Source organism: Roseovarius sp. MMSF_3359, assembly GCF_030733385.1.
Lineage (GTDB): Bacteria > Pseudomonadota > Alphaproteobacteria > Rhodobacterales > Rhodobacteraceae > Roseovarius.
Genome location: NZ_JASHJC010000016.1, coordinates 22,080 through 37,064 on the forward strand (window position 1 = coordinate 22,080; position 14,985 = coordinate 37,064).

The 14,985-nt window shown below is 60.2% G+C and carries 13 protein-coding genes; 5 read left to right on the forward strand and 8 right to left on the reverse strand.

The features are described from left to right. Nucleotides 1-35: 35 nt before the first annotated feature. The 5 genes from RBB29_RS18975 to guaA all read right to left on the reverse strand — a co-directional run bounded on the left by RBB29_RS18975 (nt 36) and on the right by guaA (nt 5,902). On the reverse strand, nt 36-893 hold the full coding sequence (locus RBB29_RS18975) for an ATPase (RefSeq protein WP_306116377.1): 858 nt from the start codon (nt 891-893) through the stop codon (nt 36-38). Between the two features lie 120 nt (nt 894-1,013). Next, complete coding sequence (locus RBB29_RS18980) at nt 1,014-2,084, reverse strand: OmpP1/FadL family transporter (RefSeq protein ID WP_306116376.1); 1,071 nt, start codon at nt 2,082-2,084, stop codon at nt 1,014-1,016. A 145-nt stretch (nt 2,085-2,229) separates the two neighbouring features. Further along, nucleotides 2,230-3,057 (reverse strand): DMT family transporter, encoded by an 828-nt coding sequence (locus RBB29_RS18985; RefSeq protein WP_371931528.1) that lies wholly within the window; start codon nt 3,055-3,057, stop codon nt 2,230-2,232. A gap of 204 nt (nt 3,058-3,261) precedes the next feature. Beyond that, nucleotides 3,262-4,077, reverse strand: coding sequence for an FkbM family methyltransferase (locus RBB29_RS18990; protein ID WP_306121204.1), 816 nt, complete (start codon nt 4,075-4,077; stop codon nt 3,262-3,264). Between the two features lie 247 nt (nt 4,078-4,324). Next, nucleotides 4,325-5,902, reverse strand: a complete 1,578-nt coding sequence (guaA, locus tag RBB29_RS18995; protein WP_306116373.1) for a glutamine-hydrolyzing GMP synthase — start codon at nt 5,900-5,902, stop codon at nt 4,325-4,327. Nucleotides 5,903-6,094: 192 nt separating this feature from the next. Here guaA and RBB29_RS19000 point away from each other — a divergent pair, with 192 nt between their 5' ends. Next, nucleotides 6,095-7,639, forward strand: a complete 1,545-nt coding sequence (locus tag RBB29_RS19000) for a trimethylamine methyltransferase family protein (protein ID WP_306116408.1) — start codon at nt 6,095-6,097, stop codon at nt 7,637-7,639. On the opposite strand, the gene RBB29_RS19005 is transcribed toward RBB29_RS19000, so the two are convergent. Then, nucleotides 7,632-7,949, reverse strand: coding sequence for a DUF6477 family protein (locus tag RBB29_RS19005; protein ID WP_306116372.1), 318 nt, complete (start codon nt 7,947-7,949; stop codon nt 7,632-7,634). The two genes, RBB29_RS19000 and RBB29_RS19005, sit on opposite strands and share 8 nt — an antisense overlap. Before the next feature lie 247 nt (nt 7,950-8,196). Here RBB29_RS19005 and RBB29_RS19010 point away from each other — a divergent pair, with 247 nt between their 5' ends. After that, the gene (locus RBB29_RS19010; protein WP_306116371.1) at nt 8,197-9,318 is read left to right on the forward strand and encodes a DUF6456 domain-containing protein; all 1,122 of its coding nucleotides are present in this window, start codon (nt 8,197-8,199) and stop codon (nt 9,316-9,318) included. Here the strand turns inward: RBB29_RS19010 and RBB29_RS19015 are convergent. Beyond that, nucleotides 9,315-10,040 carry a VIT1/CCC1 transporter family protein gene (locus tag RBB29_RS19015; protein WP_306116370.1) on the reverse strand — a complete coding sequence of 242 codons (726 nt, stop codon included), beginning with the start codon at nt 10,038-10,040 and terminating at the stop codon, nt 9,315-9,317. The two genes, RBB29_RS19010 and RBB29_RS19015, sit on opposite strands and share 4 nt — an antisense overlap. Nucleotides 10,041-10,323: 283 nt before the next feature. Between RBB29_RS19015 and lipA the strand changes: the two genes are divergently transcribed. Further along, nucleotides 10,324-11,271 carry a lipoyl synthase gene (gene lipA / locus RBB29_RS19020; RefSeq protein ID WP_306116369.1) on the forward strand — a complete coding sequence of 316 codons (948 nt, stop codon included), beginning with the start codon at nt 10,324-10,326 and terminating at the stop codon, nt 11,269-11,271. A gap of 84 nt (nt 11,272-11,355) precedes the next feature. Here lipA and RBB29_RS19025 read toward each other — a convergent pair whose 3' ends face one another. After that, nucleotides 11,356-11,925 (reverse strand): DUF882 domain-containing protein, encoded by a 570-nt coding sequence (locus tag RBB29_RS19025; RefSeq protein ID WP_306116407.1) that lies wholly within the window; start codon nt 11,923-11,925, stop codon nt 11,356-11,358. Nucleotides 11,926-12,264: 339 nt separating this feature from the next. Between RBB29_RS19025 and RBB29_RS19030 the strand changes: the two genes are divergently transcribed. Both RBB29_RS19030 and lpxD read left to right on the forward strand, forming a co-directional pair. Next, on the forward strand, nt 12,265-13,866 hold the full coding sequence (locus RBB29_RS19030) for a murein L,D-transpeptidase (protein ID WP_371931524.1): 1,602 nt from the start codon (nt 12,265-12,267) through the stop codon (nt 13,864-13,866). A gap of 26 nt (nt 13,867-13,892) precedes the next feature. Then, a complete protein-coding gene (gene lpxD, locus RBB29_RS19035) occupies nt 13,893-14,984 on the forward strand; it encodes a UDP-3-O-(3-hydroxymyristoyl)glucosamine N-acyltransferase (RefSeq protein ID WP_306116368.1) in 1,092 nt (363 codons plus the stop codon). Nucleotide 14,985: the final 1 nt, after the last annotated feature.

Genomic DNA, 14,985 nt, shown 5'->3' on the forward strand with positions numbered 1-14,985 from the left:
TTTTTGCCGCGATTGCCAGCCGTGGCGTCGAGGCGTCAGGCCGCGTCGAGCGCGGCCGCGATCATCGCGTCGAAATCCTCGGACGAGGTCACCGCGGCGACCTGGTCGGCGGAAACGGTGATGCCCCAGGGGGCCATCGCCTCATAGCGCGGCTTGCGGTGCGCCAGGGCGCGGGCATAGGTCCAGCGGATGAAGGCGTTAGGATCAATATCATCCGGTGAAATATTGTTTTCGCTCAGATATTCGCCCCAGGCGGCATCCAGAAACTGCGACTGATAGGCCATCGGTTTCGGGGCGCGATCAAAACGGCGGATCAGCTCCTGCGTATGGGTTTCGCTGCCTTCGATCCGCACTAGAAGGCATTGTGACGCCAATTCGCGTAGCAACGGATCGTCGGGATCATTGCCATCGACCCATTCGCAGATCGACCCGCCGGTGTCACAGATAAAGTTCGGGTAACCATAAAGTGTTTGCGCGCGCTCTATGAAATAGCCGGTGTCATTGAGCGCGGCGATTTCGGCCCGGCGGAACTGTTCCTGCCGGCGGCGGTATTCGTCAATCGGCATGCCGCCCTTGGCCGGGTCGCCCGGTTTGCCCAGGTAGGTCGAAACGGGGGCCAGGTTGTTGAAGGTGATGTTGGAGCCGATATAGATCGAATCCGTCAGGAACAGTTCGCGCAGGAACGGCACCTTCATCGCATGTGCCTTGGCGTTGTCGGCGATGAGTTCGCCCATGTACCTGGTGCCGATGCGGTAGTCGATGGAGTAGTGGAACCAATCGCCGTGATCCCGCAGCATGTTGGACAAGTGGGTCTTGCCCAGGCCGGACATGCCGTAGAACAGCACGCGCTTATGGGAGGCCCCAAGCCAGTCTTTTGCGGAAGTATAGATCATCGCCTGTCCCTTTTGCGCTTTGGTACAAAGCGGGGCGGGGCGGGTCAAACCCTAACGATACCGGCCACGAAAAAACCCGCCCGGGCGAACGGGCGGGTTTAGATGTCGCATGGCAGGCGATCAGAAGCGGAAGCCGACCTTGACGCCCGCGGCAACCGCGTCGTTGCCCGAGAAGTTGGCGCCAATGCTGGTGCGTGTGCTGCCGATGTCGAAATACTTGATGCCGGTGGTCACTTCCCAGCCTTCTTTCTTGTATTTCATGGCCACGCCGAAGCTGGTGAAGCCGTCTTTACCCGACAGGTTGCCGACGATGTCGCCCTGGTCTTCTTCGTAGCCCACGGTAAGGGCGCCCGACCAGTTCTCGTTGAACCGCTGACCAACACCCAGCTCATAGGTCCAGATGTCCGACGGCTCGCTGGCGATGGCGACCGCGCCACCCAGGAAGTCGAGCGGGCGGATCTGGAACTCGGTCCACTCCTGCCAACGGATCGACCCGAAGAGAAGCGTGTTCTGCGAGATGCCGCTTTGGGCGTGCAGGGTCACGGCCTGCGGGATGGTCACGTCGAAATTGGTGCCGGTGTTGTCGATGAAGCTGTGCTCGATCTCGGATTCGTAGGTCAGCGCGACCTTCATCGCGATATCCGGGATCTGGTAGGCGGCACCGACGACATAACCGAAGCGGAAATCCTGATCGACGTTCAGGTTGTAGACCGGCGGCAGCGGCAGGCCGGCGGTGCGGATCGCCAGGTCACCGGTGAGGCCCTGTACGCGCAGACCACCATAGGCGCTGACACGTTCGCTGAAGTTGTACTTCACATAGCCGGTCACAGCGATCGATTCGACCGTGGCGCTAGAGCCGGAGAACGGGTAGGGGGTACCGGCGGTATACGCCACGTCGGCACCAACCGGTTCATTGGCAACGATGGCAAAGGCCCATTGATCGTTCGGCTGGAACTTGTAGGCCCCCGAGAAGCTCAGAAAGCTCTTCTGGATGTTGCCGGAGCCCAGTGCGCCGCCGAGCAGCGAGCCGCTGACATTCAGGTCGACCGCGGACGCCGTGAACTCGACATAGTTCCTGCCCTCTTCAAACAGAATCTGCGAACGGTCTCCGTCGCGTCCGATGCCACCGGCGTGGGCGACGCCTGTCGTGGCGATGGTCAGCGCGGTGGCTGCCAATGCATGTTTCCTCATGTTCCCTCTCCTCCGAAAAACATTGGGGTCGATGCTTATAGGCAGTTACGTGATCGTCAAATACTAACGCCGCGTCACATTGTGATCGAATGTGATAGGTGTTTTACGTGACACACTTTATACGCGAAAATTTGTTGATGCCGGGCTATTTTCGCGTTTCTGACCATATATTCAGGTAATTAGCCCCGAAGATGATCACGGCGCCCAGAATGACCAAAGCGTCGATCGGTTCGTTGTAGAAAAGCGCCCCGATGATGGCGATGACCGGCAGGCGGGTGAAATCCACCGGTGTCACAACCGTTGCCGGTGCGATCGACAGCGCGGTCGTCATGCAGAAATGCGCCACCAGCCCGCCGATGCCAATCACGATGAGCCAGGGCAGCGCCGGGGCGGAGGGCAGGGCGATGTCGCCGTCGGCCCCGGCGAAGATGATGCCAAAGAGGCTCTGCGTCACGGTGAGGTAGAAAAGGATGCTGGCCAGTGTCGTCACACGGGTCAGTCTCTTGGTGAACATGATTGCCCCGGCGAAACCGATCGCCGCCGTTGCCGCCGCGATGGTGCCCGCGTTGATCGTCTCGGGGCTGGGCCGGGCGACGATCAGGATACCGATGAAGCCGACAATGGCCGAGATCGCCCGAATGCGCGTCAATCGCTCGCCCAGGATCAGCGGCGACAGGACCAGCACCCAAAGCGGCGAGGTAAACTCAAGCGCAAACACCTGCGCCAACGGGATCGCCGTCAGCGCGTAGAACCAGAGGTTCTGCCCCATGAAGTGAAACCCGTTGCGCACCAGGTGCAGCCGGGTGTGCGTAAACCGGACCCGATCCCAGGTGCCGGTCGCCGTGAGACAGGCGATGACGATGAGGGTGCCGACGAAACTGCGGTACATCATGATCTCGAACGTATCGAGTTCGAAACTGACCGCACGACCGGCCACTGCCATCATCGTGAACGACACAATCGCGCCGATCATCCAAAGGGCGGCCCGCAGTGTTTGGCCGCTATCGCTTTGGGTGGTCAAAGTCACGGGACCACAGCGCAGGTTTGTTCAAATCGGTTCACCCGCCAGTTCTCTGGATGATTTCGCTTAGGATGGGCCGAAGTCACGTCTGCTCCGCCCTGTTTCAAGATGTTTGTCTACTATTTCTGCGCCAAAGCCAATATAGTTCGCAGGGATCTAGGCAGATTGCTTTGCGACCAGGGCCTCGAATGCCTTGTATATGTTGGCGGATGCATACCAGTCATCGACCACCGAAATCTCTTCGGGGATTTGCATATGCTTGTAGCCGTTTTCCTCGAGCAATGACCGAATGGCTTGTCTTTTGGTCTCAACCCGATTGTGCTCCACCAGGATCACTCCAAAGCTGGCCTGGCTGAAATCGAAAGCGTTCAGAATTTCAAACTCGCTCCCCTCGGTGTCTACCGACATGAAGTCGATATACTTGGGGGCGTTGTGAGTTTTCAGCAGATCATTGAGCGAAATCGTATCCACGATATATCTGTCGCTTATTTCGCGATAAGCACCATCGTCATTCTTGTGCGCGCTCAGGGTGTTCCCGCCCATCCAGCTTCCGGTCTCGACAAATTCCAGCTGATCGCCCGTGTTCTTGTAGACGCATCGTGTTTCTATGGAGCAGCCCCGGTTCTTGCGCAGCGCTTCATGCCATTTCCGCGCCGGTTCACCGACGATACCCTTCCAGCCCAGGATCTTTTCCATGTAGTAGGTGTTGCTGTTCTGAATGCCGTTAACGGCGCCAAACTCAACGAAGTAGCCTTCATTCGGTTTCTGGCCGGTCAGTTTTTCCACAAGCCAGTCCTGACCATGTTGGCTTTTGCTGTGGGTCAGGAATTTCTGCATTTCGCTGTCCAGGCGCGCGTAGGACAAAGCTCTTCCCATAATGGTGTAGGAATTAACCCGGTCATTCTCTTCGACCGGCCGGAGACCAAATCGAGCGGGAAATTTCTTCAGCCGCTTGGCAATAAAATTCTTCACTACGCCACCCCACCTTTTACCAGAACGCAGACACCCCTCATTCTTCCATATCGTGGTAGAACAACTTTTTGTTATCTTTCTGACGGTGTGATTGGCTTTTGTCCAGTTTGATACCTGCGATCGACCGGATTGGGCAAGAAACGGCATAAGCTGGCCGGCGAGGAATTTCTTGAAATTACTGTTTAAACCTTGCCGGCACAGAATTCGTGCGACGAAGTACTGCTATCGATGGCCTGCAAGTTGAGCTCTACTCCCACTCGATCGTGCCGGGGGGTTTCGACGTGATGTCATAGGTCACGCGGTTGATGCCGGTGACCTCGTTGATGATCCGCGTGGCGGTCTCGCCCAGGAACTCGTGGCTGAACGGGTAGTAATCCGCCGTCATGCCATCAACCGACGTCACGGCGCGCAGGGCGCAGGCGAAATCATAGGTGCGCCCGTCGCCCATCACGCCCACGGTCCGCACCGGCAGGATCGCGACAAACGCCTGCCAGATCTCATCGTAAAGCCCGTGTTTGCGGATCTGGTCGATATAGACCGCATCGGCCTTGCGCAGAATCTCGAGCTTGTCGCGGGTGATCTCACCGGGGCAGCGGATGGCAAGGCCGGGGCCGGGGAAGGGGTGGCGGCCGATGAAACTGTCCGGCAACCCGAGTTCGCGGCCAAGCGCCCGCACCTCGTCCTTGAAAAGTTCGCGCAGCGGTTCGACCAGCTTCAGGCCCATTTTTTCCGGCAATCCGCCCACATTATGGTGCGATTTGATGGTGACCGACGGGCCGCCCGAGAAGCTGACGGATTCGATCACGTCTGGGTAAAGCGTGCCCTGCGCAAGGAATTCGGCCCCCTCGATCGAATTCGCGTGTTTCTGGAACACGTCGATGAAGAGCTTGCCGATGATCTTGCGCTTGGTCTCGGGGTCGGACTGGCCGTCGAGTTCGCCTAGGAAAAGCTCGGATTCGTCGGCGTGAATGAGCGGGATGTTGTAATTGTCGCGGAACATGGTCACGACCTCGTCCGCCTCGTTCTGCCGCAGAAGCCCGTGATCGACGAAAACGCAGGTCAGCTGATCGCCGATAGCCTCGTGAATGAGCACCGCCGCAACCGAACTGTCGACGCCACCGGAAAGGCCGCAGATGACCTGCTTGTCGCCGACCTGTTCGCGGATCTTGCGGATCGCCTCCTCGCGATAGGCGCCCATCGTCCAGTCGCCGGTAAAGCCCGCGGCGCGCACGAAATTCTCATAGAGCGTCTTGCCGTTCGGGGTGTGGTGCACCTCGGGGTGGAACTGTACCGCGTAAAATTGCCGGGCCGGGTCCGCGGTGATCGCATAGGGCGCGTTGGGTGATGTACCGAAAACCTCGAACCCGGGGGCGAGCTTGCTGACGTGATCGCCGTGGCTCATCCAGACCTGTTCGCGCCCTTCAGTAAACCAGCCGTCAAGCAGCGGCAGCGCCTCACCCGCGGGGGTGACAAAGGCGCGGCCAAATTCCGCGGTGCCGCCACCACCCGAGATCTTGCCACCTTCGACGGTGCCGCCAAGATCCTGCATCATCACCTGTTGGCCATAGCAGATCCCCAGTATTGGTACGCCCATCGTATAGGCGGCCTTGGGGGGACGGGGGCTGCCGTCGCGCACAACCGAATCGGGGCCGCCGGAAAAGATGATGGCCTTGGGTGCAAAGCGGGTCAGGAAATCATCGGTGACGTTCTGGTAGGGGTGGATTTCGCAATAGACGTTCAATTCGCGCAGGCGGCGGGCAATAAGCTGCGTTACCTGGCTGCCGAAGTCGATGATCAGAAGGCGGTCATGGGATGTCTGGCTCATGTCTGCCTCGTAGGCCAAGGGCCGGGATTCCGCAAGACTTGGCGATGGCTCGTTCAAAAACATGTCCTGCGACCCACAATGTCGTTTTCCCGCCTCAGAGGGCGGAAACCTCCCGTGGCCCGCCGCAGGGGCGCGGTAAAAATGGTCAATCGGCGCCTGCTGTGGGCGCTCAGCAAGACAAAGGTAACGAATATGGCCGAGGCATCAGCCCGCAGACGTGGACGCGGTGGCGGTGGGGCCGCCCGACGGGCGGAACGGACCGCAGTCAGCATCGAGACTGCAAAATATATTCAACGGAACATTCCGAATTTCGAAGTCCTGAACGACGAGGCGCTCGAAATCATCGAGCATAATGCCGACACGATCCTTGAAGAGGTTGGCGTGAACTTCGTCGACAATCCCGCGGCGCTGGAACGCTGGCGCGAAGCGGGGGCGGATGTGGATGGCGAGCGGGTGCGCCTGCCGCGGGGCCTGGCGCGCAAGCTCTGCTCGACCGCACCATCGGAATTCACCCAACACGCGCGCAACCCGGAAAAATCGGTTGTCATCGGCGGCAAGAACCTGGTGCTGGCCCCGGTCTACGGCCCGCCCTTCGTGCGCGATGCCCAGGGCGGCCGCCGCTATGCGACGATGGATGATTTCAACAAGTTCGTGAAGCTGGCCTATATGTCGAAGTGGCTGCACCATTCCGGCGGGACGGTCTGTGAGCCAACCGATATCCCTGTGAACAAGCGCCACCTGGACATGCTCCTGTCGCACATGACCCTCAGCGACAAGCCGTTCATGGGGTCGGTGACCGATCCAAGCCGCGCGCAGGACAGTGTCGATATGTGCGGTATCCTCTTTGGCGAAGAGTTCGTGCAGCAGAACACGGTCATGACTTCGCTTACCAACATCAACTCGCCGATGACTTTCGACGATGTGATGATGGGCGCGCTTGAGGTCTATGCCCAGAACAACCAGGCCTGCATCATCTCACCCTTCATCGTGGGTGGTGCCATGGCGCCGGTATCGGTCGCCGGGACATTGACCCAGGTGTTAGCCGAAGTGATGGCTGGCGTCGCCTATAACCAGCTTGTGCGTCCCGGTGCGCCGGCGATCTTCGGCGCCTTCGTCAGCTCGATCGACATGGGCTCCGGTGCGCCGACCTTCGGGACACCCGAGGCGTCGCTGGTGACCTATGGCGCTGGGCAGTTGGCGCGACGCCTGAACCTGCCGTTCCGGTCTTCGGGATCTTTCTGTGGCTCCAAGCTGCCCGACGCGCAGGCGGCCTATGAAACGGCGAACAGTCTCAACATGGGTCTGATGGCAGGTGTGAACTTCATGCTGCATTCCTGCGGCTGGCTCGAAGGCGGGCTGGTTGCGGACTTCGAGAAATTCGTGATGGACGCGGATCAGCTCGGCGTGCTGCACCACATGGCGCAGGGCATTCCGGTTGACGAAAACGGCCAGGCCATGGACGCCATCCGCGAGGTCGGACCCGGCGGGCATTACCTTGGCTGCGCCCACACCCAGAACAACTTCAAGACGGCGTTCTGGAAATCGAACCTGTTTGATTACAAGCCGTTCGAGACCTGGGCCGAAGAGGGCGAGCGCGATACCTACAAGCTGGCAACCGACCGGGTTGCGTATCTGCTGAACAACTATCAGCAGCCTGCGCTCGACCCGGCGATTTCTCAGGCGCTGTCCGCCTATGTGGCTGAAAAGAAAGCCTCTATGCCAGATTCTTTCACCTGACGCATTTGCGCAGGGGAACGATATCGGCCTGCGTGGCGCGCACGATGCGCGCCTCGGCCATCATCGCGATCAGAAGATCGACATGACGTATGGATGAGTAGCCCGCATTACGTTCGCGGCGCTGCTCATTCATGCCTGACTCAATCTCGACAAGCTGTTCCAGCGCCGCACTGCTGCGCGGCAGCGGGCCATGCCCCAGATGCCGTCGCAGGTGCACGTCACGGCGGTAATCCCCCATGCCGATGCGGGCTGCGCGGATCAAAAGGCGTGGCCGCTTAAGGTTGTCGAGTTTTGTCAGAAGGTCTTTCATGGTGCCTCTCCCCAATTTGAGTCGACCTATTGTTGGCACAACCAATACGGGTGTTGCGCCGGACGCCAATCCGCCGTTCGCAACGCAGGGCAATTGTTCACACCCTAGAAACAATGGTTGTAAAGTTCGCAACAATTAACGAACCGGTAATAATTACTCGCTTAGGTTGTGGAAAATCTGTGGATAAACGGTCCAAGAGTTGGGTGACGGATTGGCACGAGGAAGGTCATTGGGGCAGTATGGGGGAATGGAGGACAGCGGTGAGCAGCTGCCGTCCTGGGTTCCGGACACTGTTTCGCACTACCTCATGCATACCGAGATCGGTACACCCATCCGGGCCCTGGCGCGCGATGCAGGCTGTCATGCCTCGACCGTTTTGCGCCAGATCCGCAGCTTCGAAGCGCGCCGCGATGATCTGCTGGTGGACCAGGCGCTGCGCCGATTGGGCCGACAGTTCTACAGAGTGGAAAACACCGGTTCTTCCTTTATGGAGAGCAAGATGAGTGCACTGCCAAAGACTGAACCCGAGAACGAAGCTCTGTCGGAGGGGCGGCTGAAGGAAGAAAGCAAGCGCATTCTTCGAAACCTGTGTGAAACCGGTGCCGTGCTGGCCGTCGCGGCCGAGATGGACAAGGCGGTGGTGGTGCGTGAGACCGGTGACGGGCAATCGGTACGCACCGGTATCGTGGATCGCGAGATCGCGGAGGCGATGGCGCTCAAGGAGTGGATTGCCTGCGATGCGCCGGGCCGTATCGCGCGCTATCACATCACCCGCTCAGGCCGGACCGCGTTGAACATGATGCTGGCCGAAGCTGAAAACAAGGCCGTCGGTTTCGCCGAGGCGCAGGCATCTTTCGATGGGCCGTTCGGGGCCGCCAATACGGATCTGCGCGACGAGGCGAAACCCCGGGCCAACCCCTCCAAACGTGTGCGCTACAACATGGCTGAAACGCCCTTGTCCGCCCTGGCGCGCCGCAAGGACCGGGACGGGGAACCCTTCCTGTCCAGCGATCTGGTGCGCGCCGGTGAACGGTTGCGCGAAGACTTCGAACTGGCCCAGATGAGCCGCCGGAACGAGGCCAACTGGGACAAGTTCCTCACCAATACGGAACGCGCCATTGCGCCGCTTGACGGATCTGCCCGCGGGGCCGAGGCTGCCCGAGTGCGGGTCACCAATGCGCTTCGCGACCTGGGGCCTGGCCTTGGGGATGTGGCGCTGCGCTGCTGCTGTTATCTCGAAGGGCTGGAGCGTGCCGAAAAGCGCATGGGCTGGTCCGCGCGGTCCGGCAAGATCGTTCTGCGCATCGCGCTGCAGCGGTTGAAGCGCCATTTCGACGACCTCGGCGATGCCGGGGGCATGATCGGTTAACCGCCGACAATCCACCCCACAAGATACGCGACAAGCGCGCAGACTGTCCCCACCAGGACAGTCTCGCCCACCGACCGCAGGAGCTTTTCGCCGGTTGCATTCCATCGCAGGAGGCCAAGGGCCACGAGGGCGGAAAAGGTCGTGGCAAGCGACATCGTGAATGTCTGACCGGTAGGCTCATATATGAAATAGGGGACAAGGGGGACGGCGCCAAAGATCACGAAGGCGCCAAAAGTGAAAAGACCGTTCAATGCCGGGCTTTCCTCGTCCGGGTCCTGCATCCCGAACTCATAGGTCATCATCAGGTCGGCCATCATCTCGGGGTGGCGCGCCAGTATGGCGGCGGTGGTGTCGGCTTCACCGGCGGGCAGCCCGCGCTGCCGCAGGATCTCGAACAGCTCCATTTGTTCCTGTTGCGGGTTGCGCCTGATCTCCTGCAACTCGCTTTCACGCCGCGCGCGGTAAAGGTCATGTTGTGATCTCAGCGAGAGAAACTCACCCAACCCCATGCTGACCGCATCGGCAAAGAGATTGGCAAGCCCGAAGACCAGCACCGCCAGCCCCCCGATCTGCGCCACGCCATCGGCCGCGGCGCCGGCAAATCCCGCGACGATGGCAAAGGTCGTGACGATCCCGTCATTGCCGCCATAGACGATCTGTTTGAGGTATTCCTGGGTGCGGCCCAGGGCATGCGCCTCGCGGCGATGTGCCTGCCAATCCATTGCTCCAGCCCTTCATCATGATGCTGCAGGTGCACGATAGGCGGCGTGGTGCTGTCAGGAAAGGGGGCGGGCGCCAGCGGAACGGCTTCCGCCCACGAAAACAAAGGTAAAAACGGCCCGCGTCCCTTGGGGCACGAGCCGCACTAACAACAGCGCACTAGTTAACGGTGGACACTGGTTACGAAACTGCGTCGCCTGCATGGCAGCTCTGCAGAACTGGTACTTTCCACCGCCACCCAGTATAGATAAGAGGTGTTACCAAACCTTTTGCGGGGAAAAATTCGTGCGTGACCTCAAGATCCCTGAGCAGCGACATCCAGAGAAGGCCCACCGGCCCGACAATGCGCAACCGCGCAAGCCGGACTGGATCAGGGTCAAGGCGCCCTCGGGGGACGGCTATCGCAAGACCGCAAGTATTATGCGTGAACACAAGCTGGTCACCGTCTGCGAAGAGGCGGGTTGCCCCAATGTCGGCGAATGTTGGAGCCAGGGCCACGCGACGATGATGATCATGGGCGAGGTCTGCACCCGCGCCTGCACCTTCTGCAACATTGCGACCGGTAAACCGCCCGAGGCGCTGGATGTGTTCGAGCCGGGCAGGGTGGCCGATGCGGTACAGAAGCTGGGCCTGAACCATGTGGTTGTCACCAGCGTGGACCGCGATGACATCAAGGATGGCGGTGCCGAGCATTTCGCGCAGACCATCCGTGCCATTCGTCACCGCAGTCCGGCGACGACGATCGAAATCCTGACGCCGGATTTCCTGAATTGCGATCAGAAGGTCCTGGAAATCGTGGTCGAGGCGAAACCGGATGTGTTCAATCACAACCTCGAAACCGTGCCCGGGCTTTACCCCGAGGTGCGCCCCGGCGCGCGCTACTTCCATTCCCTGCGCCTGCTGCAGCGGGTCAAGGAGATGGATCCGACGATGTTCACGAAATCCGGCATCATGGTCGGCCTCGGCGAAGATCGCCAGTCCGTGCACCAGGTGATGGACGACATGCGGGCGGCCAATATCGACTTCCTGACCATCGGCCAGTACCTGCAGCCGACGCCGAAACACCACCGTGTGGACCGTTTCGTGACGCCCGATGAATTCGCAGCCTATGAAAAGGCGGCCTATGGCAAGGGGTTCCTGATGGTGTCAGCCACGCCGCTGACCCGGTCATCCTATCACGCGGGTGATGACTTCGCCCGCCTGCAGGCTGCCCGGAACGCCAAGTTCGGATAACTCTCCGCTCGTTCTTGCGGCGCAAAAAACAAAAAAACCGGCCATGTCAGCCGGTTTCTTTTACATCGAGAAAGTCGAAGCTGCTCAGCCGCCCCAGCTGCGGACCGGGCCGCAATCCATGTGGACGAAGTTGCTGCGCGAGTAGCGACCGACGCCGCCCCCCTGACAAGCCACCGCTGCGCGATACATTTGCCCGACCGAGCGAGATGACAGTCGCAGATCCGCGGCCTGACCCTTCATGTGGCGGGAATTCTTGGCAACGCCGCGCGACCGGCTGCGCAGCATCTTGTTGGTTTTCGGGGTCCGGTACCCGGAAAGCAGTGTGTAGGGCTCGGACACATCCAGCAGGTTGTGACTGGCGGCGAGAATATCAATCGTGCGCAGGTCAATCGGCCGGGAATCGTTCGTGCGCCAGTCGCGCATGAAGAGCGAAATCTCGTTCACCGCGTCCTTGATGTACTCACCTTCAATCCAGTAGATGGTGTCGATCCGTTCGCCGGTTCGGGGAGAGGTCATGCGAAGCCGGCGAATGTCGCCTGCGCCACGCAGCAATCCCGCCGCGTTCGAAAAACTCGGGGCTGCAATCAAAGTTGTCGCTGCAAATGCGCGAAGCACCCCACGTCGGGTCAAGCCCGTTGTGCTATTATCCGTCATATAGTTAGCGCCTGTCCCGTCGCTTACCTGTTTACCCGCCTTTATCGGCAGGCCTGCCATCTCATCCCCAGATGCGGGAGTTTTATGACATAAATGGAATCACCAACCAAGGGGGGATTTGACCGCACGGTGCGGATTAAACAGGATCGGCGAATTTTTGCGCAAAACCGCCTGAATATGTTGAAAAGATGTAAATTCCGATGCGTTTTCGCCGCAATTCGATCCGCGATTAACCCCGTGATAAAGATTTGATTGGACTTGTTTTGACAATCTGCGGGATAGAGCACCACGATTATTCCGTCCGCGACCGTTTCCAAGGGGATTTTTATGATTTCGACGATGCAAGTGACTGTCTTCCGTAGCCTGTATTTCGCGATGGCGTTTGTGGCGGCGTGCCTGTTGGCGCCAGCCAAGGCCGATGCCCAGGTGACCGCTTTCAAACAGGCCGTTGCCGAGGCCGCCGCGAAAGATCGCGACCTGGCCAATTTCTATCAGGCGAATGGATACCGCGGCATCTGGACCGGCAACAGCGGCAAGGATCGTCGGCGTCGGCAGGAGTTGTTCAAGGCGATTTCCAGCGCGGATCGGCATGGCCTGCCGGTGGCGCGCTATGATGCCAGGGGTCTCAAGGCGCGGATGAAGGCGGCCCGCTCCCCGCGCGAACGCGGGTTGATCGAGGTGGAGTTGAGTCGCACATTCGTACAGCTTGCGCGCGACATGCAGACCGGTGTCCTGACCCCCGCACAGGTGGATGGGGATATCAAACGGGTGGTGCCGCTGCGCAGCCGGACAAGCTATCTGGCGAGCTTTGCCAACAACAATCCGCGCAGTTTCTTCCGGGCGCTGCCGCCCGCGACCAATGAATATGCCCGCCTGATGAAGGAAAAGATGCGGCTCGAAAAACTGCTGCGGCAGGGCGGTTGGGGGCAGAAGGTGCCCGCCAAATCGCTCAAGCCCGGGGCCAATGGCGGTGCCGTTGTTGCCTTGCGCAACCGTCTGATTTCAATGGGCTATATGCGTCGTTCGTCGAGCCAGACATATGACGCACCGCTACAGAAGGCCGTGCAGCTCTTCCAGCAGGACCACGGGCTCAACCCCGATGGTGTCGTGGGCAAGGGCACGATGGTCGAGATCAACCGGTCGGTGGCCGAGCGCCTTCAATCGGTGATCGTCGCGATGGAGCGGGAGCGTTGGATGAACAAGGAACGCGGCGCCCGCCACGTTCTGGTCAACCTGACCGATTTCAGCGCCCGTATCGTCGATAATGACAGGGTCTCGTTCCAGACCCGCGCCGTGGTGGGCAAGAACGTGCATGACCGGCGCAGCCCCGAGTTTTCCGACGTGATGGAGTTCCTGGTCATCAACCCGACCTGGAACGTGCCGCGCTCGATCGCGGTCAAGGAATACCTGCCGATGATGAAGCGGAACCCCAATGCCGCGGGGCATCTGCAGCTCTATAATGCCAGTGGCCGCAAGGTGAGCCGCGCCAATATCGACTTCTCGGTCTTCAACGAGCGCAACTTCCCGTTTGACATCAAGCAGCCGCCGTCGCGTCGTAATGCGCTTGGGCTGGTCAAGTTCATGTTCCCCAACAAGTACAACATTTATCTGCATGACACGCCCGAAAAGGCTCTGTTCGCGCGCGAGAAGCGGGATTTCAGCCATGGCTGCATCCGCCTGCACCAGCCGTTCGAATTCGCCTACGAGATGCTGTCGAAGCAGGAACGTGACCCCAAGACGTTTTTCCACGCCAAGCTGGATACCGGGCGCGAGACCGTTGTGCAGCTTGAAAAGCCTGTGCCGGTGCACATCACCTACCGCACTGCTTTCACCCACGCCAAGGGCCGGACGCAGTTCCGCCGCGACGTCTATGGCCGGGACGGAAAAATTTGGAAAGCCCTGTCCAAGGCAGGGGTTTCGCTGGACGGAGTTCAGGGCTAAACCACTCTCCGAATGAGGAGAGTGCCATGGCCTATACAGTAGAACAGATTGCAACGGCGCTTGGGGCGGAAGCCTTTGGCGCCGTTGATATGGAAATCGACGGTCTGGCCGAGCCCGCCGACGCTACCGCGCGTGATCTGGCGCTGGCCATGAAACCCGAATATGCCGACAGCCTGCCAAGCGGCGCAGCAAAGGCCGCGATGGTCTGGGACGGGGCGGATTGGCAATCCCTGGGGTTGGAGGCGGCGATCATCTCGCCCCGGCCACGCTACACGATGTCAGGTCTCACGACGATGATGGACCCGGGACAGGGCTGGGCCGACGGCATTCACCCGACCGCGTCTGTCGATGACCGCGCCGAATTGGGGGCGGGCGTGAGCGTCGGGCCGATGGCCGTCGTCTGCGCCGGTGCCAGGATCGGCGCCGGCACCGTGATCGGGCCGCAGGCGTTTGTCGGGACCGATGCGCAGATCGGCACGATGGGGTTCCTGCGCGAAGGGGTGCGGATCGGCGCGCGGGTCAAGATCGGCGAACGGTTCATTGCGCAGCCGGGCGCCGTTGTGGGCGGCGACGGATTTTCCTATGTCACGCCTGAGAAATCCTCGGTCGAGCAGGCGCGGCAGACCCTGGGCGACCAGGGCGATACAAGGTCGCAGGCCTGGACCCGTATTCATTCCCTCGGCGCGGTCAGCATCGGGGATGATGTCGAATTGGGCTCCAACTGCACGATCGACCGCGGCACGATCCGCGACACGCGCATCGGCAATGGCACTAAGATCGACAACCTCGTGATGGTTGGCCACAACGTCGAGATCGGCAATGACAGCCTGCTCTGCGGCTGCGTCGGCATCGCCGGGTCGACCCGGATCGGCAATAACGTGGTTCTGGGCGGCCAGACCGGCGTGAGCGATAATATTTTCATCGGCGACAATGTCATCACCGGCGGCGGCACGATTGTATTGTCCAACATCCCCGCGGGCCGTGTGATGCTGGGCTATCCGGCGATGAAGATGGAGACCACGATGGAGATCTTCAAAGGGCTGCGCCGCCTCAAGCGGCTGTTCAACGATGTCGCGGACCTGAAGAAAGCGGTTTCAAAACCGGATGCAAGCGACTAAA